Origin of the sequence: Allobaculum sp. Allo2, from assembly GCF_022701175.1 — a bacterium.
GTDB classification, from domain to species: domain Bacteria; phylum Bacillota_I; class Bacilli_A; order Erysipelotrichales; family Erysipelotrichaceae; genus Allobaculum; species Allobaculum fili.
Window position 1 is genome coordinate 2,009,940 of record NZ_CP078088.1, and the last position, 24,908, is coordinate 2,034,847.

Consider the following 24,908-nt stretch of genomic DNA (forward strand, 5'->3'; position numbering starts at 1 on the left):
ATTCTACTCATTTCCCTTTGGAAATTCATCGCATTCTTTGCGTGATGCCTTGAAATTCTTGCGAGAGAAATCCGTGCCCCTTTCAGGCATTGAACGGCCCTTTTATTGTAAGTACCAGCAGACAGGGCAAAAAACGCGCTTAAACGTACCCGTATGTATTGTTTTCCTCCTACGCAACGATTGCCGAATTTGTACAGACCGCTCGCTGCCGCGACAAAGGAAGGCAAAACGGGCCATGCGAAAATCGCGTCGATCCGTCAGAAGCCGCTTTGCAAAACGGATGATGTTTCGAATTTTTCCGTTTCCAGTGGACACGTTTTCAAGAAAGCCTTTCCGAAACGCATTTCAAAAAGGCTTTCCAAACCGTTTTCTGCAGGATGCCCTCGCCGCTGCCGCTTGAAGCGATACACTCGCATCGAGAGATCTTATGTCTGAAGGTGCGGATCGTTTCAAGCGCAGCAAGGAATGCTGTACCCGATTTCGAATTACGAATTAAAGGAGTTCACTATGAAAAATTTATGGATGAAGACTTCCTGCTGGAAACCCCGGAAGCCAGACATCTTTTCCATGACTTTGCCGAGCAGATGCCGGTTGTGGATTACCACTGCCACATCAATCCGCAGGAAATTTACGAAGACCGTCAGTTTGACAATATCGCTCAGGTATGGCTGGGCGGCGACCACTACAAATGGCGCCAGATGCGTTCCAACGGCATCGATGAAAAATTCATCACCGGCGACGCATCGGACTGGGAAAAATTCCTCGCCTACGCGAAAACTCTCGACAAGGCGATCGGCAATCCGCTCTACCACTGGTCTCACCTCGAACTTCAGCGCTTCTTTGGCTGCACAGGCGTACTGAGCGAAAAGACCGCGAAAGAGGTATGGGAGCTCTGCAACGAACAGCTCAAGAGCCCGGAAATGTCCGCACGCAACCTGATCAAGAAAGCGAACGTTACCCTGCTTTGCACGACCGACGATCCGATCGACGATCTCAAATGGCACAAGCTGATCAAGGAAGACGAAAGCTTTGACGTGCAGGTTCTTCCCGCCTGGAGACCGGACCGTGCCGTCAACATCAACAAGGATGACTTCAACAGCTACATCGATCAGCTAGCTGAAGTTTCCAAAATGGAAATCAAAACGTATGCCGATCTGAAAGAAGCGCTCTCCAAGCGTCTGGAATTCTTCGCTGCCAACGGCTGCTCCGTATCCGACCACGGTCTGGACTACGTAATGTATGCGCCGGCAAGTGAAGAAGAAGTGGAAGCGATCTTCGCGAAGAAACGAAACGGCGAAGCGCTCAGCACTCAGGAAGCGGATCAGTTCAAGACCGCTCTGGTTGCCGCTCTGGCCAAAGAATACAAAAACCGCGGCTGGGTGATGCAGCTGCACTACGGCTGCCTGCGCAACAACAACACCCCGATGTTTGAAAAGCTTGGCGCCGACACCGGTTACGACTGCATTTCCAACTACACCCCGGCCAGCCAGCTCACCAGTTTCCTCAACCATGTGGAATCCAACGGCGGCCTGCCCAAGACCATTCTTTACTCCCTCAATCCAGCCGATGATGAAATGATCGGCACCGTGATCGGCTGCTTCCAGAACAGCGATGCCATCGGCAAAATCCAGCAGGGTTCTGCATGGTGGTTCAACGACAACAAGAGCGGCATGATCAAGCAGATGACTGCCCTGGCCAACCTTGGTCTGCTTGGCAACTTCATCGGCATGCTCACCGACTCCCGCAGCTTCCTTTCCTACCCGCGTCATGAATACTTCCGCCGCATTCTTTGCAACCTCGTTGGCGGATGGGTAGAAAACGGCGAGTTCCCGGCAGACGATGATCTGCTTGCTCCGATCATCAAAGGCATCTCCTACAACAACACCCTTCGCTACTTCGGCTTCGATCTCGAACAGAAGTAATCAGAAGAAATCAAAGGGAGTTTTCGCTCCATCCAAACTGCAGACGGACTGAATCTCACCCCATATAAACGAAACGGCTCGCATTTTTGCGGGCCGTTTTTCTGTATTTTCCTGTTCTAATTGGTTCTGGACTTGCCGGTTTCTGCTTTTCCCCTTTCGCCTTTTCCAGTCTGCGGTTTGGTTCAAAGCTGTCTTTTAACTGTATTCGACAGTTTCCGCGTCTAAAACTGAAACGACGGAGGTTTCCTCTGGTTTGCCCTGTCCTGGGAGGTTCATGAATTCCTGTCCATGACTGTTTTCATAATACGTACGGACTTCTTCGGACAGCTGATCGGGAATCATAGCTTTTACCGCTTCTTCACTGCCGAGTTCCTGAGCCATCTCGTAATACCAGCACTTGAACTGAATCATGTTCATTTCCTGCTGAAGTTCAGCGATTTTCTCTTCCAGTACGCTTCTTCGCTTTTCAAAAAGCGCTTTGCGTTTTGCGAACGTTTTGCTTCCCTGTCCAGCCATCTCCATGAACGTCTGAATGTCCCGAATTTCCAGTCCGCTCGCTTTCAGGCACTGAATGACGCGAATCGATTCAATATTCTCTTCTGAAAATGAACGGATTCCATTGGTCTTTTACAGATTCGGAATCAGGTTTTGCCGGTCATAATAGTGCCGCGTGGAAATTGGTATCCCAAACATTGCGCTGACCTGTCCAATCGATGCTTCTGTCTTTTTCATTTTTCGAGTGCTTCCTCCTTGAGCTGAAGTCAGGTTCAGGGTATACCCTTTGCTCGTCATCATACAAGGAGGAACTTATGAACACAGTATCCAGTACTGAACTGACGCTTACCGAAGACTGGGACAAAGTCTTCCCAGAAAGCGATCGCGTAAACCATCATAAAGTCGTCTTTCCAAACCGTTACGGCATCCTTCTGGCTGCCGACGTCTATGAACCGAAGACGGCAGAGAGAAAACTGCCTGCCATTGCCATCAGCGGCCCATTTGGGGCGGTGAAAGAACAGGCCTCTGGACTGTACGCGCAGAAACTTGCCGAAATGGGCTATTGCACCCTGGCCTTTGATCCGTCCTTTACCAAAGAAAGCGGCGGCTTCCCGCGTCGTGTGGCTTCCCCGGATATCAATACGGAAGACTTCAGTACCGCCGTTGACTTCCTGTCCAATACCGACAAAGTCGATCCAGAAAGGATCGGCATTCTTGGCATTTGCGGATTTGGCGGTATGGCGTTAAATGCCGCCAGCAATGATCCCCATATCAAAGCTGCCGTAACGAGCACGATGTACAACATGTCCGAAAATATTTCGAAAGGCTACTTCGACACGGAAGATTCCAAAGAAGCACGCAACGCGAAACGTGCCGCGATCGCAAGACAGAGAACGATCGATTTTAAAAACCGTGACCAGAAACGCGGCGGCGGTGTCGTCAATCCCGTTCCCACAGATGCACCGCAGTTTATAAAGGATTATCACGACTACTACAAGACGCCGCGAGGCTATCACCCCCGTTCCGGCAACTGTACCGACGGCTGGAACGTGACCGGTACAGCTTCCTTTCTGAATATGCGGCTCAATACGTATATTGATGAAATTGAAGCCCCTGTCCTTCTGATCCATGGAGAAAAGGCGCATTCCCTGTCCTATTCCAAAGAAGCGTACTCGCATCTCAAAGGGGAGAACAAGGAGCTTCTGATTATTCCAGGCGCCTCCCATACCGATCTGTACGATCAGATGGCTATCATTCCGTTCGCGAAAATCGACGAATTTTATACGAACGCCTTCCGCTAGAGCGGATCGCCTTCGTTTATCCCTGCTCTTTTAATATTTCTTAATCCGTATCTCGATTCCATAATCCGAATATCGCATCTCGCCTTTCTCTTTTCTATATTCCCTATTCCATATTCCATATTCCGCATTCCGTATTCCGTATTCCGCACCCTGTATTTCCGCCGAATTTTCAAAATGGGAATGGAGAAATTCAAAGCCGGTCTTCTGAAGCCGTTTTGCTCACGAAGACCGGCTTTTCCTTTGCAAGAGAGGAAAGACATAATCAAAAAGCGGAAAGGAAACCAGCCGAAAACTGAATGTCCTGCGTAGTCCGTACTGTGAGCTGACTGGGCAGTTCTCTTTCGGGCAATAAAAAGATGAATCCCTGTCTTTGCCCTGCAAAATAAAGCAGTAAGGATAGTTATTCATCACATTAGTACAGATTTTCAAATCGATCTATACTTGAAAAGGATTAAGTCAGTATATTGCACCCACGCCGGTATTATTTGGCTGTTTCGGCTTCCTGATCCAGTTTCTGAGTCTGGGTTTTCATGGCATCGAGGCGTTTGTAGCGATCGATCTGTTCTGCTCTCCATTTGGACGGCGACATGCCGAATTCTCTGTAAAACGCCCGATAGAAACTCGAATATTCTTCAAAGCCGCAGTCCACGGCTGCCTTATTCAGATCATCGCCGGCCATAACGGCTGCCGATGCCGCTTTCAGACGTTTTTTCAGAACATACTGATGGATGGTCGTTCCCATGGAAGAACGGAAAAGATGGGACAGATGGTACTTCGAAACAAAGAAACGCGAAGCCAGCGCATCGAGCGAAAGGTCATCGCCCAGATGATCGTCAATATAGGAAAGCAGTCCGGAAACGAGAACGTTCTGCCGATCGGGTTGAACCTGCGCGGTGAAGTCAAAGAAATAACGGCTCCACCACAGCAGCAGAATCTCAAGCGAGCAGTCCTGGATTTCGCGGGATCCAAACCCGAATCGAACCTGTTCTTCCAGAATGGCGCTGATCAGGCTGCAGAGGGTCGAGAAAATCGCGAACTCGAAATGCTTCACATAGTTTCTCGTACTGCGGCAGGCATCAAACAGTTTTTGAAGTCATCGCTCTTGGTACAGAGCTCGTCGACATAGTCTTTGGAAAGCCATATGACAAAGCGCTCATAGGAAACGCTTGGATCAATGGCGTTTTCATGAACTAGTCCAGGCGGAATGAGCGCCGTATCGCCGTTGCGGCAGATGTATTCCTTGCCTGCGATATTCATTCGAACCTTGCCGGAGAGAAAAACGGTCAGTTCGAAAAAGTCGTGCTTATGCACTTCCACATGCGAAAGCGATTTATCGCTGTAGTAGTAAACCTCATAACGCGGTTTCTGCATCGTTTGCCTCTTAGAAAAGGGGTAGATAGGTTTTTCTTCATACCCCAAGTATAAGTCCGACTTTATTTTGGGATCATTCCGTGCTCACGCAATTTTTGCAAAGTACAACTCAAATTTAGAAATACCCTGAAATAAACCGGATTCCTATAATAAACATCGTTAAACAGATGATAAATCTCAGCAATGAAAGCCCATTCCAGAAATTTCAGATTTCCCCGTTAAAAAGGTCTAGAAAAAAATGGAATTGTATTTCTCATTGCCAGCAGAAAAACAGACAGCCGCTAAGGCTGCCAGGAGGATATACACATGGAAATGACACTTAGATGGTACGGACCTGGTCATGACACGGTTACCCTTGAACAGATCCGCCAGATCCCGGGCGTTACCGGCGTAATCACTACGCTCTACGACAAGAAACCTGGCGAAGTCTGGACACGCGAAGAAATCCGCGACCTGAAAAAATCGTTGAAGATGCCGGTCTCAACCTGTCCGGTATCGAATCGGTAAACGTTGCCGACGAAATCAAATACGCTGGTCCAAACCGCGATCAGCTGATCGACAACTACATCGAAACGCTGAAGAACCTCGGTGAAGAAGGCATCCACCTCGTATGCTACAACTTCATGCCTGTGTTCGACTGGACACGTACAGAACTCGCTCGTAAAGAGCAGACGGTTCAACGGTTCTCGCTTACACCCAGGAAGCTGTAGACAACCTGAACCCGGAAGAAATGTTTGAATCCGTAGCCGGCGACATGAACGGAACCGTTATGCCAGGCTGGGAACCAGAACGTATGGCAATCGTTAAGGATCTCTTCGAAAAATACAAAAACGTTGACGAAGAAACTCTGCGCGAAAACCTGATCTACTTCCTCAACCGCATCATGCCGGTATGCGATCAGTACAACATCGACATGGCGATTCATCCAGATGATCCGGCATGGCCAATCTTCGGTCTGCCCCGCATCATCACTTCCAAGGAAAACATCCTGAAAGTTATGAACGCTGTAGACAACCCGCACAACGGTGTAACCTTCTGCGCTGGTTCCTACGGAACTTCCCTGAAAAACGACCTGCCGGATATGATCCGCTCCCTCCCGGGACGCATCCACTTCGCGCACATAAGAAACCTGAAGTTCAACTCCGAGGATGATTTCGAAGAAGCTGCACATCTTTCCACAGACGGCAACTTCGACATGTACGAAATCGTAAAAGCCCTCCACGACATCGGCTTCGACGGACCGATCCGTCCGGACCACGGCCGCATGATCTGGGGCGAAATCGGCATGCCAGGCTACGGTCTGTATGACCGCGCGCTCGGTGCAACCTACATCAACGGCCTCTGGGAAGCGGTTGACAAATCCGAAGCCAGAGACCATGCGGATGTAAAAGGCGCCAACGCCGACGCTCTTGCAAAACTTTCCAAGTAAGTTTTCGCAGGACGCAAAGTGAACATCACCCCATGGTGTTCCCGCTTGAAATTTGAACCGCCCGATCTGGATCCGCACAGGCCCCCGTCGAAACTTACTCGAACTGTACAGATAAGGATCCAGACAATAGAAACCGAACAAAAGCTTTGAAATGGTCACCTCGCCCAAACCGTCTGAGCGCTCGATCGATGCGCAGCAGCCATCAGAGGAACACGTTTTAAACCAGGAACAGAACCGGCCTTCCCCAATTTGGGCAGCTTCTGAACCTGTCTCTTTGAAGGAAGCGATCGCGTATCGCTTCCTTCCTGCATTACCATTTGCCGATAGCCGTTCCAGACCAGATCGTGATTTGTGTCTGGGAACGGTCTGCCGGCTTGGAAAGAAGGATTACCAATGAAACTTAATCTTGAAGGAATTCAGGACCGTAAAGCCTGGGAAGAAAAAGGCTACAACCTGCCTGAATTCAATATCACTGAAGTTCATGAAAACACCCGTAAAGAGCCGACCTGGATCCATTTCGGTGCCGGAAACCTGTTCAAGGCTTTCCACACCCGTCTGACTCAGGAACTGCTCAACCAGGGCAAAATGGACAAAGGCATTATTGCCGCTGAAGGTTTCGACTACGAAATCGTTGAAAAAATGAACTGGCCGCACGACAGCCTTTCTCTGGTCGTAACGCTGAAATCCGACGGAACCATCGACAAGGACGTTGTGGCTTCCGTTGCTGAATCCCTTGTTCTCGACGAAACAAACAAAGAACAGTTCGATCGTCTCAAGGAAATCTTCAAAGCGCCTTCCCTGCAGATGGCCAGCTTCACCATTACCGAAAAAGGCTACTCGCTCACCAATGCGAAAGGCGAAATCCTGCCGGCAATCGCTGCAGACTTCGAAAATGGCCCGGAAAAAGCCGCTTCCTACCTCGGTAAAGTTACTGCTCTGCTCTACGTTCGCTACCAGAACGGCAAACTCCCCTGGCTATGGTTTCCATGGACAACTGCTCCCATAACGGCGACCGTCTGAAAGATGCCATCCTTGCCTACGCAAAAGCCTGGGTTAAAAACGGCAAAGCCGAACAGGGCTTTGTAGACTACCTCGAAAACCCGAACATGGTTTCCTTCCCTGGACCATGATCGACAAAATCACTCCGCGTCCTGACGCTGGCGTAGAAAAATGCTGGCTGCTGATGCCATCGAAGAACTCGAACCGGTTATCACATCCAAGAACACCTACGTTGCTCCGTTCACGAACGCGGAAGAAACCGAATACCTCGTAATCGAAGACTCCTTCCCGAACGGCCGTCCGGCTCTCGACGAAGGCGGAATCATCTACACCGACCGCGACACGGTTGAAAAAGTAGAAAAGATGAAGGTTACCACCTGTCTGAACCCGCTGCATACCGCTCTGGCTGTATACGGCTGCCTGCTTGGCTATGACAAGATCAGCGAAGAAATGAAAGACGAAGATCTGACCAAACTGATCTCCGGCATCGGCTACACCGAAGGTCTGCCTGTAGTTGTAAACCCAGGCGTACTCGATCCGAAAGAATTCATCGATACCGTAATCAACGTTCGTTTCCCGAACCCGTTCATGCCGGATACTCCGCAGCGTATCGCTACCGATACTTCGCAGAAACTGGCTGTTCGCTTCGGCGAAACCATCAAGTCCTACCTGCGTGAAAACCGCGACCTGAACGATCTGAACCTGATTCCGCTCGTACAGGCTGGATGGATTCGTTACCTGATGGGTCTCGATGACAACGGAAACGTCTTCGACCTTTCCCCGGATCCACTGATTTCTGAAGTGAAGCCGATCGCCGATCAGCTGAGCCTGGAAGAAGATCAGGATGTAGCGTCCATTATCGAACCGCTGCTCAAAAACGAAAAAATCTTTGGTCTGGATCTGACCGAAACCGTACTCGGCGACAAAGTCGTTGAATACGTAACCGCTCTGACCAACGGCAAAGGCGCAATCCGCAAAACCGTTCACGAAGCGGTAAACAAGTAAGTCCGTCAGGATTTTCTGGAACTATCCAGTTGTGATTCAGCATCGGGCAAGTCTGAATACCTTCTATTGTGTATACTCTAAGCAGACTTGCCCAGTCTGAATCGATTCCCGGCAATGATCCGGTCTGAAATGAGGTTTATAAACATGTCCAACAAAGATAAAGTTGTTACTTTTGGCGAACTGATGCTTCGTCTTGCTCCGGAAGGCTACCTGCGTTTCGTGCAGGCTGACCGTTTCGGAGCAACTTACGGCGGCGGTGAAGCCAATGTAGCTGTATCCCTGGCCAACTACGGTCATGATGCGCACTTCGTTACCAAACTCCCTGTTCACGAAATCGGACAGGCTGCAGTAAACTCTCTGCGCAAATACGGTGTAAACACCGAAGATATCGTTCGCGGCGGCGATCGCGTAGGTATCTACTTTCTTGAAAAAGGTGCTTCTCAGCGTCCTTCCAAAGTCATCTATGACCGTGCAAACTCCGCTATGGCGCTTGCTGATCCAGCTGACTTCAACTGGGATGAAATTCTCAAGGACGTTAAATGGTTCCATACGACAGGAATCACGCCTGCTCTTGGCGACAACGCAGCAGCCATCACCCTGGAAGCTGTTAAGAAATGCCAGGAAAAAGGCATTCCTGTATCCATCGACCTGAACTACCGCAACAAGCTCTGGACAAAAGCCAAAGCCAATGAAGTTATGTCCGAAATCTGCAAATACGTAAACGTATGCATTGCCAACGAAGAAGATGCAAAAGACGTTTTCGGCATTGAAGCAGAAAACACAGACATCACAAGCGGTGCTCTGAACCACGAAGGCTACATCGATGTAGCGAAAAAATGAAAGACCAGTTCGGTTTCGACAAAGTTGCGATCACCCTGCGTGAGTCCATCAACGCCAACCGCAACCTCTGGTCTGCCATGCTCTTCGACGGCAAAACACAAACTCCTGTTTTCTCCAAGAAGTATGACCTGAACATCGTTGACCGCGTTGGCGGCGGCGACTCCTTCGGCGGCGGCCTCATCCATGCCCTGATGAGCGACTTCGACGATCAGAAGGCAATCGAATTCGCGGTAGCTGCTTCTGCCCTGAAGCACTCCATCGAAGGCGACTACAACCTTGTCAGCGAAGATGAAGTACTCAAACTCGCTGGCGGAGACGGTTCCGGACGCGTACAGCGCTAATTGCCCGAGCGCAGCGTAAATGGAAGTTTCCACCCTTTCTGTTTCTCATTTGTTAATTTCTCATTTTTCCTTTAATCATCTGCAAGATTTCAATTTAAACCGTCCGGTTTTGCCCGAACCGACGGCTTGCCCTGGACCAATCTGTCCAATCCTGGTCCGATTCGAAAGCTTACGAAATCTCTTGGATTGATTTTGAAAGCTTTCTTTGATCTCCTTTTACGAGGGACTTGTCTGACGGCCTGTTCCCTTTTATATAATTTTTCTCCAGGACTTCTTTCGTTTTGAGTGTGCGAAAGAAGTCCTTTTGCCTTTGCCCTTCAAAGACGAAAACGGGCGTCCGACTTCTCGCTTTCCAATGAAAAAGCGTGCCGTCCGGCGCCTTTCTGTCTGTTCTTTTAAGGATTCAAATATGGATTCGGGATTCTGATCGAATGAGCTGTAGGTCTGCAGCAGCGATATTCGGGTGCTACTGCTCTTCATAGGCGGACCATTTACGAACGATCCAGCCGCTTTTCATTTCGCGCACCGTGTTGAACAAAGCCGTCTGCTCCCTCCATAAATCGAAATCGACGTGCAGACGGCCAAAATACCAGTGCATATAGGAGACGCTGCGCTGAATTTCATCGAGAAAAGTCGTCAGTTCCATCTCGTTTGGATTGACGCTTTTGATGCCAAGCGAGCGGATGGTAGACAGGTAATAAACGGATTGAGACGGTGCGGTATGCGTCAGGATATAATCGACGCAATTTTCGGCCTTTTTCAGATTTTGTCTTGCGTATTCGTATTCCGTCAGACTGGGCATTTCCTGCGGCCACCAGGAAACGCCTTCCTTTCGAAACGCCTGATCCATGGAATGACCGCCGCCAAAGACAAAAATCCTCACCCCTTCGATCTCATACATTTCGCTGCGCATCAAATGAAGAACGTTGTCTCGGAGGACGTGAACGTTTCCGTCATACCGCACTTGCGTCGGATAGTCATTGAGCTGATCAAAGTTTTCATGATTTCCATCGAGAAAAAGAACTGTATAGTTCTGACTGGCCAGATGATCGTAAAAGGCTTCTTCCCTTCTCTGTCTTCAGCCCAGAAGCCGACGCCAAAATCGCCGCAGACAATCACAGTATCGCCATCGTGTAGAACCGGTTCAATCTGTTCTGTCCATTTGTTCTTTCGCCCATGCGTATCGCCCGTGACATAAATCATAAAAATCTCCACCCGCTGTTTTGTTTTATTCTGGATCGATCAGTCCAAAATGCAGAGCGGCTTTTTCAATGCCGTCGTCTTCGACCGCTGCGGTAACATAGTCGGCGATTTCTCGAATATGGGGTTCCGCATCGCCCATGGCCACACCGATTCCCGCGCTTTCAACCATTTCAAAATCGTTTTCACCGTCCCCAAACGCGATCGTCTCGGACGGATCAATGTGCATTTGGCGCAGATACTCAAGAATGCCGGCTTTCTTTCCGCCTTCTTTCGAAACGATATCCATCGCGTAGTCATTCCAGCGCGTCAGCATGCAGTCCGGCAGTTTAGCGCGCATTTCGTTTTCCATTTCCTTTGGAATAAACGCGATTGCGAGATAAATCGGATTGCCTGTGTATTCGAGGACTTCCGGAACCGGCGTGGAAATCGCCTTTTGCGCAAAGCGGACGTGATCGTTGACGAAACTGATGTAAATCCTCTCTTTTCCACGAGAACCATCGGAATTTCCTTCGCGTTAAAAAGCTTCAGAATCTTCTCCCTGCTTTCGCCTGTAATGGGATGTTCAAAAGAACCTGCTTGCCGGCATCGAGAATCAGCTGCCCATTCAGCAGGATGTAGGCATCAAATTTCATATTTCCGATTTTCAGTGCTTCGTATTCGACCATCGAACGGCCCGAAGCAATGACGCAGTGAATGCCCTTTTCCTTCATTTTTTCTACCGTGTCCCTGGCAGACTGCGGTACATCATGAAGCTCGTGCGAAAGCAGTGTTCCATCAATATCAAAAAAGCGGCTTTTATCATACATAACTCCTTTATCTTTCGGATTTTCCTGCACGGTTTTCCAGAATATCTGAGGCAGGATCTGTCCGAGAAAACGTGCTGATTGTATTGGAACGAACGTTTGTCCTTTCCTAAAAAGCAGGTGAAAAATTCTGCCGCCATAAAGACGAAAAGAAAACCTGGAATTGTCTTCCAGTTCAAAGCAGAACGGCAAAACGGCTCGGCTTTTTCTGTATTCCGTTTTGCAGTTCCTTTTCTGTTCCTTCTTTTATTTCTTTCCTTTTATTTCTTTCTTATTTCTTTCGCTTATTGCGTAAAGACGCTTTATATTCGGCCAGTGCCTTTTCGTACGGATTGAGCTCTCTTGCCGGACGGGATTCCGGTTTTGTATTGCCGCAGGATGGACCCGGCTTTCTTTGGGCTCTTCCTCCGTTAGCGTTTCCGGCTTTTTCCGGCTTCTTTGCAGCTTTTGGATCTTTCTGAAGCAGTACGAGCGATTCAATGTGACTGGTATTTGGGAACATGTCCACCAGCTCAACCGTTTTGGATGTGTAGCCGTTCTGTCTGAAGAAGACCAGATCCCGGACGAGCGTTTTTGGATCGCAGGAAATGTAGAGAATCTTTTCCGGATTCAGACGGGATGCCGCCTGGATAAAGTCTCTGGTCGTACCGGCACGAGGCGGGTCAAGAATGATCACATCGTAATGGGTATGATTGCGGACAGCTTCCTGCATGTAGCGGGTGGAATCCATGGCCAGGAAGCGAATGTTTTCGATTTCGTTGGAATGGGCGTTCAGACGCGCGTTTTCGACCGCGTCCTTATTGAGTTCAACGCCAGTAACTTCCTTTGCGTCTTCCGCCATGACCAGACCGATCGTTCCGACGCCGCAGTACGTATCGAGAACGGTATCCGTTTTCTTCAGCTGCAGCATGCTGCGGGCCTTGGTGTACAGTTCCTGACACTGGTCATGGTTGATCTGATAAAACGAAGACGGTCCAAACGTAATTTGCAGACCACAGAGAATATCGGTAATCGTTCCAGTTCCGTAAAGAATCAGGGTTTCGTTTTGCAGGACGATGGACGTATCGCGCGGATTGACGTTTTGCAAAATCGTTTTGATCTGCGGGAATTTTTCACGAAGGGCCCGGACCATATTTTTGCGCGACGGGAATTCCTTGCGCGACGTAACGAAAACGACCATGACCTGATCGGTTTCCTGTGCGTAGCGAATCAGCACATGCCGGAGCAGACCGGTTCCGGTTTTTGGCGAATACAGTTCGATTTTCATCGAATCGACCAGCTTGGTAATTTCATCGAGAATGTCGTTTACCAGCTTTGGCTGCATCGCACATCCGGAAGTGCGGATGACGCGATGGGATTTTGGCGCATACAGGCCGGAATACACTTTCTTATTTTTATCCTTGGCAAAGCCGTAAATGACTTTGTTTCGGTAGTACATCGAAGTTTCGGCCATGATCGGCGGCATGGCCGTCATTTTCAGCCGTGCCTGATCAAGCAGATCCTGTACCTGCTCCTGCTTGAGCTTAGCCTGCTTTTCATATTGAACGTGCAGCAGTTCGCAGCCGCCGCACTGTTTGGAAACGGGACATTTAAACATTGGATATTCATCCTTTCCAGATTTGAATCGTTTCTGTCCTGAAGCATAGAAAAACTGGATGGTCCGAAAAATGGATGGAGGAATACTAGGCAAGATTCCTTCCGTTTTCGCCATGCAGTTTGGGGGATTTCCCCGTTTCTGGGGTTCAGACGATTTTATTTTGACATAGATGCAGAAAATCGAATTCATTTAGCCCTTTTCTCTGCCGTAACCCGGTCGGAAGACGAGGATGAAACGGTGATCCGACTTTCAATGGCAGGCATTCGTCCGCGTTCTGCCCGGTTTTCGAGTCAAAACTGTGCACAGAAAGCGATTTAGATCTCGTACTGAATGAGCTCTCTTTTGATCGCACGTTTGGCAAGAAAAGAACAATTTCCGCCCGGCAATTTACCCGTAATTGCCCATTTTGTGACCTATAATGAAAAGAGCGTAAAGGAGGTGATGCCCCATGACAAATGATGATCCGGCCCCTGTTCCTGTCACGACAAATTCAGGGGCAGAACCTCAGGTCTTTTTCCATCTGTTCAACGATCGATAAATCCGATCCTTCCTTTTTCTCTGAAAAATCGCGCATTTTACGGTCCGGCTGCCGTTATAATTTTTGAGCCGTCTGGTCTTTTTCCAGCTTTTCGCAAAACGTTTTTCCAGAGGAAAATGAGAATTTTTAATCTTTGCAGCCACGGAAATACTTCGTTTCCAGGCAAAATTCCTTTGCGGTATTTCGCCGTGTCTGCTTTTCTTTCCAGATGGATTCTAAACCGACTGACCATTTTGTATTCCCCATGGACCTTCTGCCCCAAGGAGGTTTTTATGAGCGAAAACGAACGCGTGACGACGACAGAGCCTGCCGTGCGTCCCGATTACGACGTTGAAATCGTGCAGCTGATGGACCAGAATCTCTCTCCCAAAGCGCTGCACTACAAGCTGGAAGAATTCCATGCCAGCGACATCGCCGATGCCTTCAGTCATCTCGACGATACGCGCAAGGAAAAGCTCTTCCGTCTTCTCGATGTCGAGCGTCTGGCTGAAGTCATTCCGTATCTGGAAGAAGACGAACAGGCCGACTATCTTTCGGCAATCAACATCCGTAAGGCGATCGCCATCCTTTCCAAAATGGAACCCCAGGATGCTGGCGTAGTCCTGCGCAATATGAACCGCACTCGCCGGGATGTCATTTTTGAACTGCTCAATCCAGAACTGCGCAGCAAGCTGGCCCGTATCGCCGCCTATGGCGAAGATGAGATCGGTTCGAAAATGAGTACGGATTTCATTAAGATCCGTAAAAATTCCGATGTAAAAGCCGCGATGCGCTCCCTGCGCGATCAGGCCCGCATCAGCAATACCGATAACCTTTCGATTCTTTACGTCGTGGACGAAAACAATGTCTACTACGGCGCCATCCACATTCAGGATCTGTTTGCGGCCGGTGCGGACACACCGCTTGAGGACATCATCGAAGTCAACTTCCCGATTGTCTACGCGTCGGAAACGATCGACTCGATCATGGACGATCTGAAAGACTACGAAGAAGACTCGATCCCGATTCTCAACAACGACAACCAGATCGAAGGCATCATTACCCGTCAGGATCTTCTTGAGCTGGCCGAAAAGGAAAACTCCGAAGACTACGCCAAGCTGGCCGGTCTTTCTGCTGAAGAAGATCTTGAAGAAACTCTGTTTGAATCTCTGAAAAAGCGTACCCCTGGCTGCTTCTGCTGCTGGCACTTTCCCTTGGCGTTTCCGCTGTGATTTCCATGTTCGAATCCGTTGTTGCGGCATTGACGATTGCGGTCGTCTTCCAGTCGCTGATTCTTGACATGGCCGGAAACGTCGGTACCCAGTCGCTGGCCGTCTCCATTCGCGTTCTGGCCGATCCGGATCTGAAAAGAAAGCAGAAGCTCTTTCTGGTCTGGAAAGAAATGCGTACCGGTTTTGTGAACGGCGTCATCATCGGCGCCGGCTCTGCACTGGTTCTTGGCATTTTCATTCACCTGTCCGCCGGGTACGGCTGGATGGAATCGTATGCGATTTCCGGCTGCATTGCGGTTGCGATGATCGTCAGTATGGTCATTTCCTCGTTTACGGGTACGGCCGTCCCGATTCTTTTCCAGCATTTCGGCATTGACCCGGCTGCCGCGTCCGGTCCGTTAATTACGACATTAAACGACCTGATCGGCGCCACCACGTACTATTCCATGGTCTGGATCTTCCTGATTCAGATGCTGCACATTTAAAGGAGGGCGAGAAGTATGGAAGAAAACAAAGCCGCATCCGTACAGGAAACATCCGCCGAAGAAGTCGTTCATTCCCGCCCGCGCTACGAGCAGAAAATTCTGGAAATTATCCGGACCGTCAACTCGCCCAAGCTGCTTCGCGACAAGCTCGACGATTACCACGCCAACGATATCGCCGAAGCCTTCTCCGAACTGACTCAGTTTGAACGCGAAAAGCTCTATCGCATGCTCGGAACGGAACGTCTGACCGAAATTCTCGAATACATGGATGAAGACGATTCCGCTAAGTTCCTGAGCGAAATGAACATCCGCAAGACGATCGCCATCATCAACGAAATGGAGACGGACAAAGCGGCGGATCTGCTTAAGGAAATCGATAAGGAAAAACGCGAAATCATTCTCGAACTGCTCGAACCGGAAGTCCGCAAAAGATTTCGGTCATATTCTCCTACGATGAAGACGAAATCGGTTCGCGCATGACGACCAACTACATCGAGGTCGACAAGGCCCTGACCGTAAAGCAGGCCACGCGCGAAGTCATCAATCAGGCAAAGGAAAACGACAACATCACAACGATTTACGTTCGCGATGAAAACGGCATGTACTACGGTGCCATTTCCTGAAGGATCTGATCATTTCCCGTGCGGATCTCCCGCTCGATGAAATCATTGCGACCAGCTATCCGTACGTTTACGCCGGCGAACCGATCGACCGGGTCGTCGAAGAACTGAAAGACTATAACGAAGACTCCATTCCAGTCCTAAACAACGACAACCTGCTTCTTGGTGTCATCACCTCGCAGGACCTGCTCGAAGTCATGGATGAGGAAATGGGCGAAGACTACGCCAAACTCGCCGGTCTGGCCGCTGAAGAAGACCTGGAAGAATCTCTGTTCCAGTCGCTGAAAAAGCGTCTTCCCTGGCTGCTCATCCTGCTGTTTTTAGGCCTTTGCGTTTCGACGGTTGTTTCGATGTTTGAAACCGTCGTCGCCCAGCTGACAATCGTCATGGCGTTCCAGTCTCTGATTCTCGGCATGGCCGGTAACGTCGGTACCCAGTCGCTGGCCGTTACCATCCGCGTCCTGATGGACGATACGCTCGAGCGCAAGCAGAAGCTTTACCTGATCTGGAAAGAAGTCCGGGTCGGCGCCATGAACGGTCTGATTATCGGTACGTGCGCCTTCCTTCTGCTCGGTCTGTACGTTCACTTTGCGAAGAGCTATGCCTGGGGCCCTGCCTACGCGATTTCTCTTTGCATCGGCCTCTCCCTCTGGCTGGCGATGATCATCTCTTCGCTGACCGGTACGACGATCCCGATCTTCTTCAAGAAAATCGGCATTGACCCGGCCGTAGCCAGCGGACCGCTGATCACAACCGTCAACGATATGGTCGGCGTAGTCACCTACTATGGTCTGGCCTGGATTTTCCTGATCAATCTCCTGCACATGTAATTCAATACATGCAGGTATGCCTGGGATACAGGATCTATCCAGTCCTCACACGATTTATTTTCAGATAAAACAAACCCGGTCAGAAGCGACGCCTCCTTCCACGAGGATCCGCTGCTTCTGATCGGGTTTTTATCGTTTTTATGAAAATTGAGAAAGTGGGTCATCCCGGTTTTACCAGACGTAGCCTGGTTCCGGGTTATTGTTCATGGCATTCCACAGCTCATCGGCTGTAAATACTTTTGCCGCCAAACGCGCTGTCCTGATATTTTCCATACGGATCAATGCAGTAGTAATGCGTCGCGTTTCCCTGTTCATCAAAGTCTGCACCGTATAAAACGAGTTCATGGACGGTTTCGACGCTTTCTCCATACGCCAGATGCGGGTTGATGGAAACAAAGACTGGATCGCCGGAGCGCAGATCTGCCACAGCTCGAGCGAAGAACTGCTCTTTCATCTGGTCTGTGCCCGCATTGCGCGTCCAGAGGAGCGCACGATAGCCGGGCTCCGTGTCATTTTCCGGTGCTTTTCCAAAAATGTATTTGGATGCTTCTCTTGCCAGATCCGCATATTCGGTACCGGAAACCGGACTCGTATTCAGACCGGCTGCCAGCGTACTCTGGCTGACATTGATACCGTGATACGCCAGGACCATTTGGAGGCAGGCAACCGCACAGTAATAATTCGTTTCCTGAACGAACTGCGGGACGGCCAGCCGGATCGAATCGGCGGAGGCAGGCTGTTCTCTAACGTCAGGAGTAACGATCGGGCTTTCCATATCGCTTGGCTCGTTTTCATCCGATCCGATACTTTCCGTTTTCGAATTCGATTCCCTGTCGGACGCATTTTTGGATTCCGTGTTTGAAGCCGTCTTAGATTCCGTACTGGATGCGTCTCTCGATGTCGTTTTGTCGATCTGTTCTTCGGTTTTCTTCTGGTCTGACGATTTTGAATCGTCCGTTCTGGCAGAAGGCGACGTGCAGCCGGTCATCATCACGGCACTCAGCAGAAATAAAATGATTTTCTTTCTGTTCTTCTTCATAGCGGTTCCTGTTTTCCTGAAAACAGTATACCGGGGTGCGTCTATAAACTGAAACAGTCATTTCGATTTTATGTATGGAAGTTAAATCTTTTTGTCTATTCGTACGATTTTCCGACCATAGTCATTTTCTGTGATCTCCAGCATTATAAAAGACCGAAAGCGCGGCTGCACTGGGGCTTTCGGTCTGGTTTTTGATTCAGCAGAGATTCATGCTCCAATGCGGGAGGTTCTTTCCAGAAGAGCATTTCTCTGTTTTCATCAAAAACTGTATTTTGATTTAGTGTTTCTTCATCGCGACAACCGCAAAGGCCAGGACGGCTGCGCTGACGCCAAAGGCGGCCGCATAGTCGAATACGTCGTTTCCTACACCGGTGTGAACGCTGTTTTTCGAAGCGTTCGCACTCGATTTTGGATCACGCTGGCTGGAATCGCTGCTTTGCGAAGTCGATTTGGAAGAAGAAGACGATGTGCTGGACTTATCTTCTGTAGGGGACTTGCTGTCGGACGTGTCCTTTTGGAATCCTCGGAGCTCTGAGAAGAGGAGTGGCTACTGTCCTCACTGTCCTCGATGTCGTTATTCGGTGTGTGCAGCGTTTCGGCATTCGTAACGACGAAACCGTTCTGGGCATCGCCGGCGATTTCGACTTCATACAGGACGCCTTCGAGCAGAACCTGCGGATGATCCGCTTTTTCTTTCGGTTCTTCTCCGGCTTCCTGAACGGTATAGACGTACGCGTTGCCGTTTTCATAGACCGCATCCAGATTTTCGAACGTGCCTTTCCAGCCGTTCTTATCGTTCAGAGTCAGCGTATTGAACTGAAGCACGCCATCCCTCAAAAGTTCGATGTTGACTTCTGCTGTTTCGTTCCCTTCCATTGTTTTTCTACAGGAATCGAAACTGTATCTCTTTTGGCTGGTTGACTGGTTTGGCTACGTTGACAAAACTCGACAGCGGCTTAACGGCATGACCCTCCTCCTGGCAGCTGCACTGTAGTAAGCGTCCGTTTCCTGCGGCGAGTTGAAGATCAGCAGACGATCCAGATGCGGTACGTAATCGAGAACTTATATCCGTGTTCGGTTCGTACTGCGTATTGGCCAGATTGTTTTCTTCACTGAGCGAGTAGCGAAGAACGACCGTTTCATCCGGGTTTTCCAGTGCATTGTATTCTTCGCTCAGTTTGGTCTGAACTTTTTCGTATTCCTCGTGATCGCCTTGGTACATTCCAGCCTCAGGCAGTTCCTAAAGGCAGTCGGGATATTTCAGATATCGAGGACAAAATACTCCGTATGTATGGCCAGGGCATGTCGCAGCGCGACATCTCCGACATCATCCAGGATATCTATGGCTTCCCGGTCTCTGCGGATACGATTTCAAACATCACTGATCGTGTCTATCCGGTTGTTGATGAGTGGCGTCATCGTCCCCTGAAGAAGTGCTATCCTTTCGTATTCGTTGACTGCCTTTACGTATCAGTGAAAACCGATCATGGTGCCAAAGAACAGGCTGTATATGTGGTTCTTGGCTATGACACGGAAGGCTGCAAAGATATCCTTGGCATCTGGATCGGCGAGAGCGAATCCAGGCACTTTTGGATGGAGATCTTTGACGAACTGAAGGCACGAGGCATAGAAGACATTTTTTCCTGTCCATGGACGGTGTAAGCGGGCTTGAAAGCGGCGCTAAGGCTGTATTTCCGAACGTTACTGTGCAGCGCTGCATTGTTCATATTCTTCGTAACTCGCTTAAATATATTCCAAACAAAGAAAGAGCTGGTTTCTGCAAGGATATCAAGAGAGTCTACGGTGCTTTGAACGCTAAAGAAGCAGAGGGTGCTTTCGATGAATTTAAGGAGAAATGGAGCCAATATCCTGGTTCCGTGAGCGTCTGGGAACGTAACTTTCATCACGTACTCCAGCTGTTTAACCACGGCAGCGCTGTCCGAAAGATAATGTATACAACCAATGCGATTGAGTCGGTTAACTCCAGCCTGCGAAAAGTAACAAAAAGGGCTCGTTTCCAAATGAGGATTCAGTTTACAAGGCTTTGTATCTACGCATTGTGGAGCTTGAGAAGAAATGGCAGGGACGAACGGTTCAAAACTGGGCAATGGTACGCAATCAGCTCCTGTGCGAGGAAGAACTGGGCGCCAGGCTGGAGAAGTACTCAGCCAGATAAGCGGCAGATCCGAAATCCGCTCATGAAATTTTCTTCCGCTTAAACCCTTTACAGCGGGTCCCCGCTCCCCTGCCCCCTGAAGACGTCCCCGCCGTCGAAAAATGCCACCCTGGCAGGGACGTCACAAGTCTAGCAGGGGGCGCCCGCTATAAAGGGCCGCTCCAGAAATTTTCACTCGCTCCTCGTCCAGCGAGGTGTTTTGAGCCTTCGAAACGGCCAAATGTTTCAACTACCAAAAACGAATTTACACAAAATTTTTGACATACCCGCGATGCCGGCTGGACCGACGAAAAAATCGCCTGATACGAAATCAGTCCGACGCTCATTCTGCCAACGGAGAGAAACAAGCCTGAGACAGTAAGCGCAGCGAAATAAGGTCCGATCCACGAACGGGATGAGACAGATCGGAAATAACGCCAGGCACAAGAGGAATTCCGTCTGTTGATGGATGCATTCGGAAAATAGAAAATGGATCCAGTCCGAAGATCGAAATTGAACAGACGGCTTTTCCTGGATACCGGAATCAGCAATCTAAACAGCACTTCCCGTCTGTTCGAACCGACCAAACAGGAATGAGACAGACCAGAAGATCGGCAATGGAAACGGCCGATCTTTTTCTTTGGTTTTGAGAAGGATGTTCCGGGCACAGGCGAGTCTTTCGGACTGTCGTCTTTCCCATATTCTTCAAAAAGAAGCGCAGGCCGGCTGCGCTTCTTTTCATTAATGTGATCTTTATTTGCTATTCGAACAATTTTGTATCCTTTGTGTGAAATTATATGATCCGCTTTCAAATGCAGTATTCATGTCGCATGGAGTATGGCTTCATGATATGATTTGCGTCGCATCGATGAATGAATATTAAATTATATTATAATACTTAGAATACGAAGTGATTGCGACTTGTTTACGCAAGTTCAATTCAAATACAGCGATTTATAGGAGAAATGATATGAAAAAGAACAAATTTTTACAACTTGCTCTGAGTACCTCTATGATCCTTAGCACCGCTGCAATGACCCTCTCTCCGGTTCAGGCGTTTGCTCAGGAAGAGGAAATGACTCAGATGGAAAGTTTCACCCTGTCGGAAAACAGCCAGGCTGACATCAACGAAACGCTTTCGGAAGAAGAAAAATGATTCTGGCCAGTGACCTTCCTGCGACATACCGCGAAGGTACCGACGTAAACTGCGATCTGACGATCGATACGCTAGTAGATGGCACTCCGATGGACTCCCTGCTCTATCAGCCAGGTAAAGGTCAGAGTCAGGTGCAGATCGGCGGCGATCTGGACATGACCAACGTATGGAACAGCTACAGAACCTTCCGTCTGGCGTACATCATGGCCAACAGCAAACCTCAGTTTTACACAAAATCCCTCAAGGGAAGCTACACCTATACGTTCCAGATCAATCCGGAAATCGTATCGGTAAACGAAGACATTCTCTGCGACACATCGGCATGGCAGAAGGTATTTGAAGAAGGAAGCGGCGCAGCTGCCGAAGGCTTCTTCAAGTTCATGAAATGTACCCAGGCTTCTTATGATGCGACGACCGGTACAATCACCGTTCGCTTTGAAATCAACGAAAACGGAACAGGCAAAGTATCCTGCAAGACGCTCGATGACGACAAAACAACACAGCCGAAAACAATCCATGCCTACTCTCCAGAAGGCGCGCTCTTCATTAAGGACGAAAACTTCCAGAAAGGCGGTCAGGCGATTCTGAGCACCTCAACCTTCCACGGAAACATTGACCTGGATCCCTGGATGGCCTTGATCGTTCCGATTCGCTTCACCGGCGTAATTGACCAGACCGGTCTCGAACTGGACGTACCGTCCGGCAAAGTGGCTTTCCATGTAGAAAACGGTAACTGGGATGACGGTTCCGCCGATGCGAAAGTCGTAGAGATCGACATGGACATGGTGAAAACCAATGACGGCGCACACGCTGCTGGTACCCTCGATGCGTCTCTCATTCCAACCGGCATGGTTGCTCTCGAAGGCTTTGACCAGAGCAAAGGCCGCTGGACCGAAGAAATCAACACCGATGAAAACGGCATTGTTCTCTCCAATGAGGAATACGATGCTGCCTACACCTATACCTTCGACAAAACCGTGGATACCGGCGGAGAAGAAGAAGTTGGCCCAACGGTAAACCTCTACCGCGTTTACAACCCGAACACGGGCGAACACCTCTTTACTCAGGATGTCCGCGAGAAAAACTACCTGTCCGCGATCGGCTGGTATGATGAAGGTCTGGCCTGGGTTTCCCCGGAAACATCCAGCGAACCGGTTTACCGTCTGTACAACCCGAACAACCGCGATCATCACTTCACGCTCGATGAGCAGGAAATGAACGTTCTTACCGATCTCGGCTGGAAATATGAAGGCATCGCCTGGTACTCCAACGCGCTTGGAAAAGGCGTACCTGTATTCCGTACATACAATCCGAACGCCGATCAGGCCGGCTCGCACCACTTCACAACAAGCCGCAAGGAAAATGTATTCCTCATTTCCAGCGGATGGCTCGGTGAAGGCGTTGCCTGGTGGGTTGTTGAATAATTCCAATCCATTTCCCATCCAGAATAAGCCAGCACAAAATCTTATTCAGATCAAAATAATGCCAAAGGCTGCCCGTGCATTCCTGCATGAACAGCCTTTTCTTATGCCTCTTTTCTTTTTGTCTTCCCTTTTCCCTTTCTTTTCTTCCCTTTCTTTTGCCTGTGCAAAGTTTCGACTGGCAGGTTTAGCCGATCGTCTTTACCGGTTTGGGAGGAAGCGTATAGTCCTGAATGCGATGTTCCATCCAGACGATGCCGTAGGAACGATCAAACTTGAACGCGCAGTTGTCAAAGCGGCCACACTCCTTAAATCCTCTGGCTTCATGAAAACGAACGCTGTCCAGATTCAGATACGGATCGTCCTTACAGGAAGGGATGGCAATACAGGCGTAAAAATTGATGAATCCAGCTTTGCGGCATTCTTCTTCGAGGGCCTCATAAAGTCTGGAGCCATACCCTTTGTGACGGGAATTTCGATCCAGATAAATGCTGGTTTCGACACTCCAGGCGTATGCCTGTCTTTCCTTAAATGGAGCGACATAGGCGTAGCCCATGATTTTGCCTTTCTCTTCTAGAACCAGATACGGATAGTGCTTCTGAATGGTTTCAATACGGTGTTCAAACTCTTCGAGGGTAGGTACATCCCACTCAAACGTAATCGCCGTGTTTTCCACATACGGTCTATAAATTTCCAGAAGTCTTCTGGCCTCTTCCTTTTTCGCAAATCGAATCGTATACATTGGCGTTTCTTAAGGTCTTAAGGGACTGTTTCCTTTCTATGGAATTCTGTAAATATGCAGGATCCAGGATGATCCTCTCTTTCGTGTCCACTTTTCGGGGTACAGTCCGTGAAAGGACAACACAAAGAGAAACTTTAGAAAATATAGTAGCGCGTTACACGCCCTCGAAAAAGGAAAACTCTTTTGGACGGACACGAGATTGGATAATGTACAGGTTCAGACAATTCTGTCATTTTGCTTCGAGAGGATCGCCTGTTTTTGTGCAGCCGTTAAAATCAAAGACGAACACGGTTTAAGCCGGGTCCATATCCCTCTCGATTCGATTTCATACCCGGCAGGAAAGGAAAAACGATCCATGACAAAAACGTATCCCGTATGCGATCTGCACTGCGATACCATTCTCGCTTTGCGCGAACGCCGCGATCAGAATCAGGACGCCTCTCTGGCAAAAACGATCTTTGCATCGATATTCAAAAACTTCGAAAAGGCGGCGTGGCGCTGCAGACGTTTGCGCTGTTTACTGATCGCGGCAACGGCCGTCAGCCCGAACACGAAGCGCTTCGTCTGCTGAACGAATTTCAGAAGCAGATGCACATACATCGTGCTTTTCTGCTTCCGATCTTTACCCGCAAGGATCTGGATGCTTTACAAAACTCTTCGAAAACTGGCGTTCTGCTTTCTCTGGAAGAAGGCGATGTGATGTTTCAGGATCTGGACCTGCTCGAATTCTGGCAGCGCATGGGCGTTCGGCTCATTGCGCTGACCTGGAACTATCCAAACGCGATCGGTCACCCCAACATTTCCTTTGCGGATCTTGCGGATGTCGATTACCGAAAACCGGCTCCCTTTTTCGCGTAGAAACAGAAAAGGGACTGACCGAACACGGCAAACAGTTCGTTCACAAATGCGAAGAACTCGGCATTTTAATCGATGTCTCGCATCTTGGAGACAAGGCGTTCTGGGATGTGATGGAAATGGCCTCTAAACCCGTCCTTGCTTCTCATTCCAACTGTCGGGCGTTATGCGAAGTCAGCCGCAACCTCAGCGATGAGCAGATTCGCGCCATTGCCAAAACGGGCGGCGTGATCGGTCTCAATTTCTGTGCCGACTTTTTACGGGAAAACGATGAAGACCTCTCGCGGCTTGAAGACATGATTCGTCATCTTGAACATCTGCGGGCAGCCGGCGGAATTGACGTCTGCGCGATCGGTACAGATTTTGACGGCATTCACTCCAAAGTCGAAATTGAAGACGCTTCGCAGATGCAGAAGCTGGCGGACGCCTTAGAAAAAGCGGGCTGGAGTGAAGAAGACATTGCCAAAGTCATGGGCGAAAACGTTTTTCGCGTCCTGCAGCAGGTTCTTCCCGAGGATCTCTGAAAACCAGGAAATCTGTTTTTCCTTCT

At 49.4% G+C, this 24,908-nt stretch carries 28 protein-coding genes and 4 pseudogenes; 19 read left to right on the forward strand and 13 right to left on the reverse strand.

Annotation, left to right across the window (positions count from 1 at the left end; all coding sequences use genetic code 11):
• Positions 1-518 precede the first annotated feature (518 nt).
• Positions 519-1,922, forward strand: a complete 1,404-nt coding sequence (uxaC, locus tag KWG61_RS11395; RefSeq protein ID WP_242743819.1) for a glucuronate isomerase — start codon at positions 519-521, stop codon at positions 1,920-1,922.
• 195 nt (positions 1,923-2,117) lie between these two features.
• On the opposite strand, the gene KWG61_RS11400 is transcribed toward uxaC, so the two are convergent.
• Positions 2,118-2,537, reverse strand: a complete 420-nt coding sequence (locus KWG61_RS11400; RefSeq protein ID WP_367614376.1) for a MerR family DNA-binding protein — start codon at positions 2,535-2,537, stop codon at positions 2,118-2,120.
• A gap of 12 nt (positions 2,538-2,549) precedes the next feature.
• Positions 2,550-2,654, reverse strand: a complete 105-nt coding sequence (locus KWG61_RS11405) for a MerR family DNA-binding transcriptional regulator (protein ID WP_230267101.1) — start codon at positions 2,652-2,654, stop codon at positions 2,550-2,552.
• Positions 2,655-2,731: 77 nt separating this feature from the next.
• On the opposite strand from KWG61_RS11405, the gene KWG61_RS11410 reads away from it, so the two are divergent.
• A complete protein-coding gene (locus tag KWG61_RS11410; protein WP_230267102.1) occupies positions 2,732-3,718 on the forward strand; it encodes an alpha/beta hydrolase in 987 nt (328 codons plus the stop codon).
• Between the two features lie 481 nt (positions 3,719-4,199).
• Here the strand turns inward: KWG61_RS11410 and KWG61_RS11415 are convergent, their stop codons facing one another.
• Together KWG61_RS11415 and KWG61_RS11420 are read right to left on the reverse strand one after the other, a co-directional pair.
• Entirely contained in the window at positions 4,200-4,769 is a 570-nt protein-coding gene (locus KWG61_RS11415) for a helix-turn-helix domain-containing protein (RefSeq protein WP_242743821.1), read from the reverse strand.
• On the reverse strand, positions 4,766-5,089 hold the full coding sequence (locus KWG61_RS11420; RefSeq protein WP_242743823.1) for a cupin domain-containing protein: 324 nt from the start codon (positions 5,087-5,089) through the stop codon (positions 4,766-4,768). The genes KWG61_RS11415 and KWG61_RS11420 overlap by 4 nt, the downstream gene beginning before the upstream one ends.
• A 312-nt stretch (positions 5,090-5,401) precedes the next feature.
• Here KWG61_RS11420 and uxuA point away from each other — a divergent pair.
• The 5 genes and pseudogenes from uxuA (at position 5,402) to KWG61_RS11445 (ending at position 9,703) form a co-directional block, all read left to right on the forward strand.
• Positions 5,402-6,518 (forward strand): annotated as a pseudogene (gene uxuA / locus KWG61_RS16710) (mannonate dehydratase).
• Between the two features lie 393 nt (positions 6,519-6,911).
• A complete protein-coding gene (locus KWG61_RS11430; protein WP_242743825.1) occupies positions 6,912-7,538 on the forward strand; it encodes a hypothetical protein in 627 nt (208 codons plus the stop codon).
• A complete protein-coding gene (locus KWG61_RS11435; RefSeq protein WP_242743827.1) occupies positions 7,505-7,648 on the forward strand; it encodes a hypothetical protein in 144 nt (47 codons plus the stop codon). The genes KWG61_RS11430 and KWG61_RS11435 overlap by 34 nt, the downstream gene beginning before the upstream one ends.
• A 40-nt stretch (positions 7,649-7,688) precedes the next feature.
• The gene (locus KWG61_RS11440) at positions 7,689-8,522 is read left to right on the forward strand and encodes a hypothetical protein (protein WP_242743828.1); all 834 of its coding nucleotides are present in this window, start codon (positions 7,689-7,691) and stop codon (positions 8,520-8,522) included.
• 144 nt (positions 8,523-8,666) lie between these two features.
• Positions 8,667-9,703 (forward strand): annotated as a pseudogene (locus tag KWG61_RS11445) (PfkB family carbohydrate kinase).
• Positions 9,704-10,169: 466 nt separating this feature from the next.
• Here KWG61_RS11445 and KWG61_RS11455 read toward each other — a convergent pair.
• The 5 genes from KWG61_RS11455 to rlmD all read right to left on the reverse strand — a co-directional run bounded on the left by KWG61_RS11455 (position 10,170) and on the right by rlmD (position 13,495).
• Positions 10,170-10,604 (reverse strand): hypothetical protein, encoded by a 435-nt coding sequence (locus KWG61_RS11455; RefSeq protein WP_242743832.1) that lies wholly within the window; start codon positions 10,602-10,604, stop codon positions 10,170-10,172.
• An 11-nt stretch (positions 10,605-10,615) separates the two neighbouring features.
• Positions 10,616-10,906, reverse strand: a complete 291-nt coding sequence (locus KWG61_RS11460) for a hypothetical protein (RefSeq protein WP_242743833.1) — start codon at positions 10,904-10,906, stop codon at positions 10,616-10,618.
• A 25-nt stretch (positions 10,907-10,931) separates the two neighbouring features.
• Positions 10,932-11,255 (reverse strand): HAD hydrolase family protein, encoded by a 324-nt coding sequence (locus KWG61_RS11465; RefSeq protein WP_242743834.1) that lies wholly within the window; start codon positions 11,253-11,255, stop codon positions 10,932-10,934.
• A gap of 175 nt (positions 11,256-11,430) precedes the next feature.
• On the reverse strand, positions 11,431-11,712 hold the full coding sequence (locus tag KWG61_RS11470; protein WP_242743835.1) for an HAD hydrolase family protein: 282 nt from the start codon (positions 11,710-11,712) through the stop codon (positions 11,431-11,433).
• A gap of 268 nt (positions 11,713-11,980) precedes the next feature.
• The gene (rlmD, locus tag KWG61_RS11475; RefSeq protein WP_367614205.1) at positions 11,981-13,495 is read right to left on the reverse strand and encodes a 23S rRNA (uracil(1939)-C(5))-methyltransferase RlmD; all 1,515 of its coding nucleotides are present in this window, start codon (positions 13,493-13,495) and stop codon (positions 11,981-11,983) included.
• 621 nt (positions 13,496-14,116) lie between these two features.
• Here rlmD and KWG61_RS11480 point away from each other — a divergent pair.
• The 6 genes and pseudogenes from KWG61_RS11480 to KWG61_RS11505 all read left to right on the forward strand — a co-directional run bounded on the left by KWG61_RS11480 (position 14,117) and on the right by KWG61_RS11505 (position 16,990).
• Positions 14,117-15,055: a CBS domain-containing protein gene (locus tag KWG61_RS11480; protein ID WP_242743836.1), complete on the forward strand. Its 939-nt coding sequence runs from the start codon at positions 14,117-14,119 to the stop codon at positions 15,053-15,055.
• Positions 15,056-15,060: 5 nt separating this feature from the next.
• On the forward strand, positions 15,061-15,540 hold the full coding sequence (locus KWG61_RS11485) for a magnesium transporter (RefSeq protein ID WP_242743837.1): 480 nt from the start codon (positions 15,061-15,063) through the stop codon (positions 15,538-15,540).
• Positions 15,541-15,555: 15 nt separating this feature from the next.
• Positions 15,556-16,020, forward strand: coding sequence for a hypothetical protein (locus KWG61_RS11490; protein ID WP_242743839.1), 465 nt, complete (start codon positions 15,556-15,558; stop codon positions 16,018-16,020).
• Positions 16,017-16,163: a hypothetical protein gene (locus tag KWG61_RS11495; RefSeq protein ID WP_242743841.1), complete on the forward strand. Its 147-nt coding sequence runs from the start codon at positions 16,017-16,019 to the stop codon at positions 16,161-16,163. Before KWG61_RS11490 ends, KWG61_RS11495 begins: the two co-directional genes overlap by 4 nt.
• Positions 16,164-16,246: 83 nt before the next feature.
• A pseudogene (locus tag KWG61_RS11500) lies at positions 16,247-16,300 on the forward strand (hypothetical protein); the annotation flags it as partial.
• A 57-nt stretch (positions 16,301-16,357) separates the two neighbouring features.
• Positions 16,358-16,990: a magnesium transporter gene (locus tag KWG61_RS11505; RefSeq protein WP_242743843.1), complete on the forward strand. Its 633-nt coding sequence runs from the start codon at positions 16,358-16,360 to the stop codon at positions 16,988-16,990.
• Between the two features lie 220 nt (positions 16,991-17,210).
• On the opposite strand, the gene KWG61_RS11510 is transcribed toward KWG61_RS11505, so the two are convergent.
• From KWG61_RS11510 to KWG61_RS11520, 3 genes are all read right to left on the reverse strand, one after another.
• Entirely contained in the window at positions 17,211-18,029 is an 819-nt protein-coding gene (locus KWG61_RS11510; RefSeq protein ID WP_242743844.1) for a C39 family peptidase, read from the reverse strand.
• Between the two features lie 363 nt (positions 18,030-18,392).
• Positions 18,393-18,905 (reverse strand): Cna B-type domain-containing protein, encoded by a 513-nt coding sequence (locus tag KWG61_RS11515; protein ID WP_242743846.1) that lies wholly within the window; start codon positions 18,903-18,905, stop codon positions 18,393-18,395.
• Between the two features lie 7 nt (positions 18,906-18,912).
• Positions 18,913-19,251 (reverse strand): hypothetical protein, encoded by a 339-nt coding sequence (locus KWG61_RS11520; RefSeq protein ID WP_242743848.1) that lies wholly within the window; start codon positions 19,249-19,251, stop codon positions 18,913-18,915.
• Between KWG61_RS11520 and KWG61_RS11525 the strand changes: the two are divergent.
• From KWG61_RS11525 to KWG61_RS11535, 3 genes and pseudogenes are all read left to right on the forward strand, one after another.
• Positions 19,227-20,205 (forward strand): annotated as a pseudogene (locus KWG61_RS11525) (IS256 family transposase); the annotation flags it as partial. The gene KWG61_RS11520 and the pseudogene KWG61_RS11525 sit on opposite strands and share 25 nt — an antisense overlap.
• Before the next feature lie 949 nt (positions 20,206-21,154).
• Positions 21,155-21,340 (forward strand): hypothetical protein, encoded by a 186-nt coding sequence (locus KWG61_RS11530; protein WP_242743850.1) that lies wholly within the window; start codon positions 21,155-21,157, stop codon positions 21,338-21,340.
• On the forward strand, positions 21,337-22,764 hold the full coding sequence (locus KWG61_RS11535) for a hypothetical protein (protein WP_242743851.1): 1,428 nt from the start codon (positions 21,337-21,339) through the stop codon (positions 22,762-22,764). Before KWG61_RS11530 ends, KWG61_RS11535 begins: the two co-directional genes overlap by 4 nt.
• A gap of 184 nt (positions 22,765-22,948) precedes the next feature.
• Here the strand turns inward: KWG61_RS11535 and KWG61_RS11540 are convergent, their stop codons facing one another.
• Complete coding sequence (locus tag KWG61_RS11540; RefSeq protein WP_230267879.1) at positions 22,949-23,503, reverse strand: GNAT family N-acetyltransferase; 555 nt, start codon at positions 23,501-23,503, stop codon at positions 22,949-22,951.
• Positions 23,504-23,858: 355 nt separating this feature from the next.
• Here KWG61_RS11540 and KWG61_RS11545 point away from each other — a divergent pair, with 355 nt between their 5' ends.
• Genes KWG61_RS11545 through KWG61_RS16410 form a run of 3 tightly spaced genes read left to right on the forward strand, consistent with a single transcriptional unit; the run spans position 23,859 to position 24,882 of the window.
• Positions 23,859-24,074, forward strand: a complete 216-nt coding sequence (locus KWG61_RS11545; protein WP_242745744.1) for a hypothetical protein — start codon at positions 23,859-23,861, stop codon at positions 24,072-24,074.
• Positions 23,972-24,361, forward strand: coding sequence for a membrane dipeptidase (locus KWG61_RS16405; protein WP_256460875.1), 390 nt, complete (start codon positions 23,972-23,974; stop codon positions 24,359-24,361). Before KWG61_RS11545 ends, KWG61_RS16405 begins: the two co-directional genes overlap by 103 nt.
• A 14-nt stretch (positions 24,362-24,375) precedes the next feature.
• Positions 24,376-24,882 carry a dipeptidase gene (locus tag KWG61_RS16410; protein WP_256460876.1) on the forward strand — a complete coding sequence of 169 codons (507 nt, stop codon included), beginning with the start codon at positions 24,376-24,378 and terminating at the stop codon, positions 24,880-24,882.
• Positions 24,883-24,908: the final 26 nt, after the last annotated feature.

Coding starts and splice junctions, on each gene's coding strand:
- uxaC (WP_242743819.1), top strand. CDS start 519: ATGGATGAAGACTTCCTGCTGGAAACCCCGGAAGCCAGACATCTTTTC.
- KWG61_RS11405 (WP_230267101.1), bottom strand. CDS start 2,654: ATGAAAAAGACAGAAGCATCGATTGGACAGGTCAGCGCAATGTTTGGG.
- KWG61_RS11410 (WP_230267102.1), top strand. CDS start 2,732: ATGAACACAGTATCCAGTACTGAACTGACGCTTACCGAAGACTGGGAC.
- KWG61_RS11420 (WP_242743823.1), bottom strand. CDS start 5,089: ATGCAGAAACCGCGTTATGAGGTTTACTACTACAGCGATAAATCGCTT.
- KWG61_RS11430 (WP_242743825.1), top strand. CDS start 6,912: ATGAAACTTAATCTTGAAGGAATTCAGGACCGTAAAGCCTGGGAAGAA.
- KWG61_RS11435 (WP_242743827.1), top strand. CDS start 7,505: ATGGACAACTGCTCCCATAACGGCGACCGTCTGAAAGATGCCATCCTT.
- KWG61_RS11440 (WP_242743828.1), top strand. CDS start 7,689: ATGCTGGCTGCTGATGCCATCGAAGAACTCGAACCGGTTATCACATCC.
- KWG61_RS11455 (WP_242743832.1), bottom strand. CDS start 10,604: ATGTATGAGATCGAAGGGGTGAGGATTTTTGTCTTTGGCGGCGGTCAT.
- KWG61_RS11460 (WP_242743833.1), bottom strand. CDS start 10,906: ATGATTTATGTCACGGGCGATACGCATGGGCGAAAGAACAAATGGACA.
- KWG61_RS11465 (WP_242743834.1), bottom strand. CDS start 11,255: ATGGAAAACGAAATGCGCGCTAAACTGCCGGACTGCATGCTGACGCGC.
- KWG61_RS11470 (WP_242743835.1), bottom strand. CDS start 11,712: ATGTATGATAAAAGCCGCTTTTTTGATATTGATGGAACACTGCTTTCG.
- rlmD (WP_367614205.1), bottom strand. CDS start 13,495: ATGAATTCGATTTTCTGCATCTATGTCAAAATAAAATCGTCTGAACCC.
- KWG61_RS11480 (WP_242743836.1), top strand. CDS start 14,117: ATGAGCGAAAACGAACGCGTGACGACGACAGAGCCTGCCGTGCGTCCC.
- KWG61_RS11485 (WP_242743837.1), top strand. CDS start 15,061: ATGTTCGAATCCGTTGTTGCGGCATTGACGATTGCGGTCGTCTTCCAG.
- KWG61_RS11490 (WP_242743839.1), top strand. CDS start 15,556: ATGGAAGAAAACAAAGCCGCATCCGTACAGGAAACATCCGCCGAAGAA.
- KWG61_RS11495 (WP_242743841.1), top strand. CDS start 16,017: ATGACGACCAACTACATCGAGGTCGACAAGGCCCTGACCGTAAAGCAG.
- KWG61_RS11505 (WP_242743843.1), top strand. CDS start 16,358: ATGGATGAGGAAATGGGCGAAGACTACGCCAAACTCGCCGGTCTGGCC.
- KWG61_RS11510 (WP_242743844.1), bottom strand. CDS start 18,029: ATGAAGAAGAACAGAAAGAAAATCATTTTATTTCTGCTGAGTGCCGTG.
- KWG61_RS11515 (WP_242743846.1), bottom strand. CDS start 18,905: ATGGAAGGGAACGAAACAGCAGAAGTCAACATCGAACTTTTGAGGGAT.
- KWG61_RS11520 (WP_242743848.1), bottom strand. CDS start 19,251: ATGTACCAAGGCGATCACGAGGAATACGAAAAAGTTCAGACCAAACTG.
- KWG61_RS11530 (WP_242743850.1), top strand. CDS start 21,155: ATGAAAAAGAACAAATTTTTACAACTTGCTCTGAGTACCTCTATGATC.
- KWG61_RS11535 (WP_242743851.1), top strand. CDS start 21,337: ATGATTCTGGCCAGTGACCTTCCTGCGACATACCGCGAAGGTACCGAC.
- KWG61_RS11540 (WP_230267879.1), bottom strand. CDS start 23,503: ATGTATACGATTCGATTTGCGAAAAAGGAAGAGGCCAGAAGACTTCTG.
- KWG61_RS11545 (WP_242745744.1), top strand. CDS start 23,859: ATGACAAAAACGTATCCCGTATGCGATCTGCACTGCGATACCATTCTC.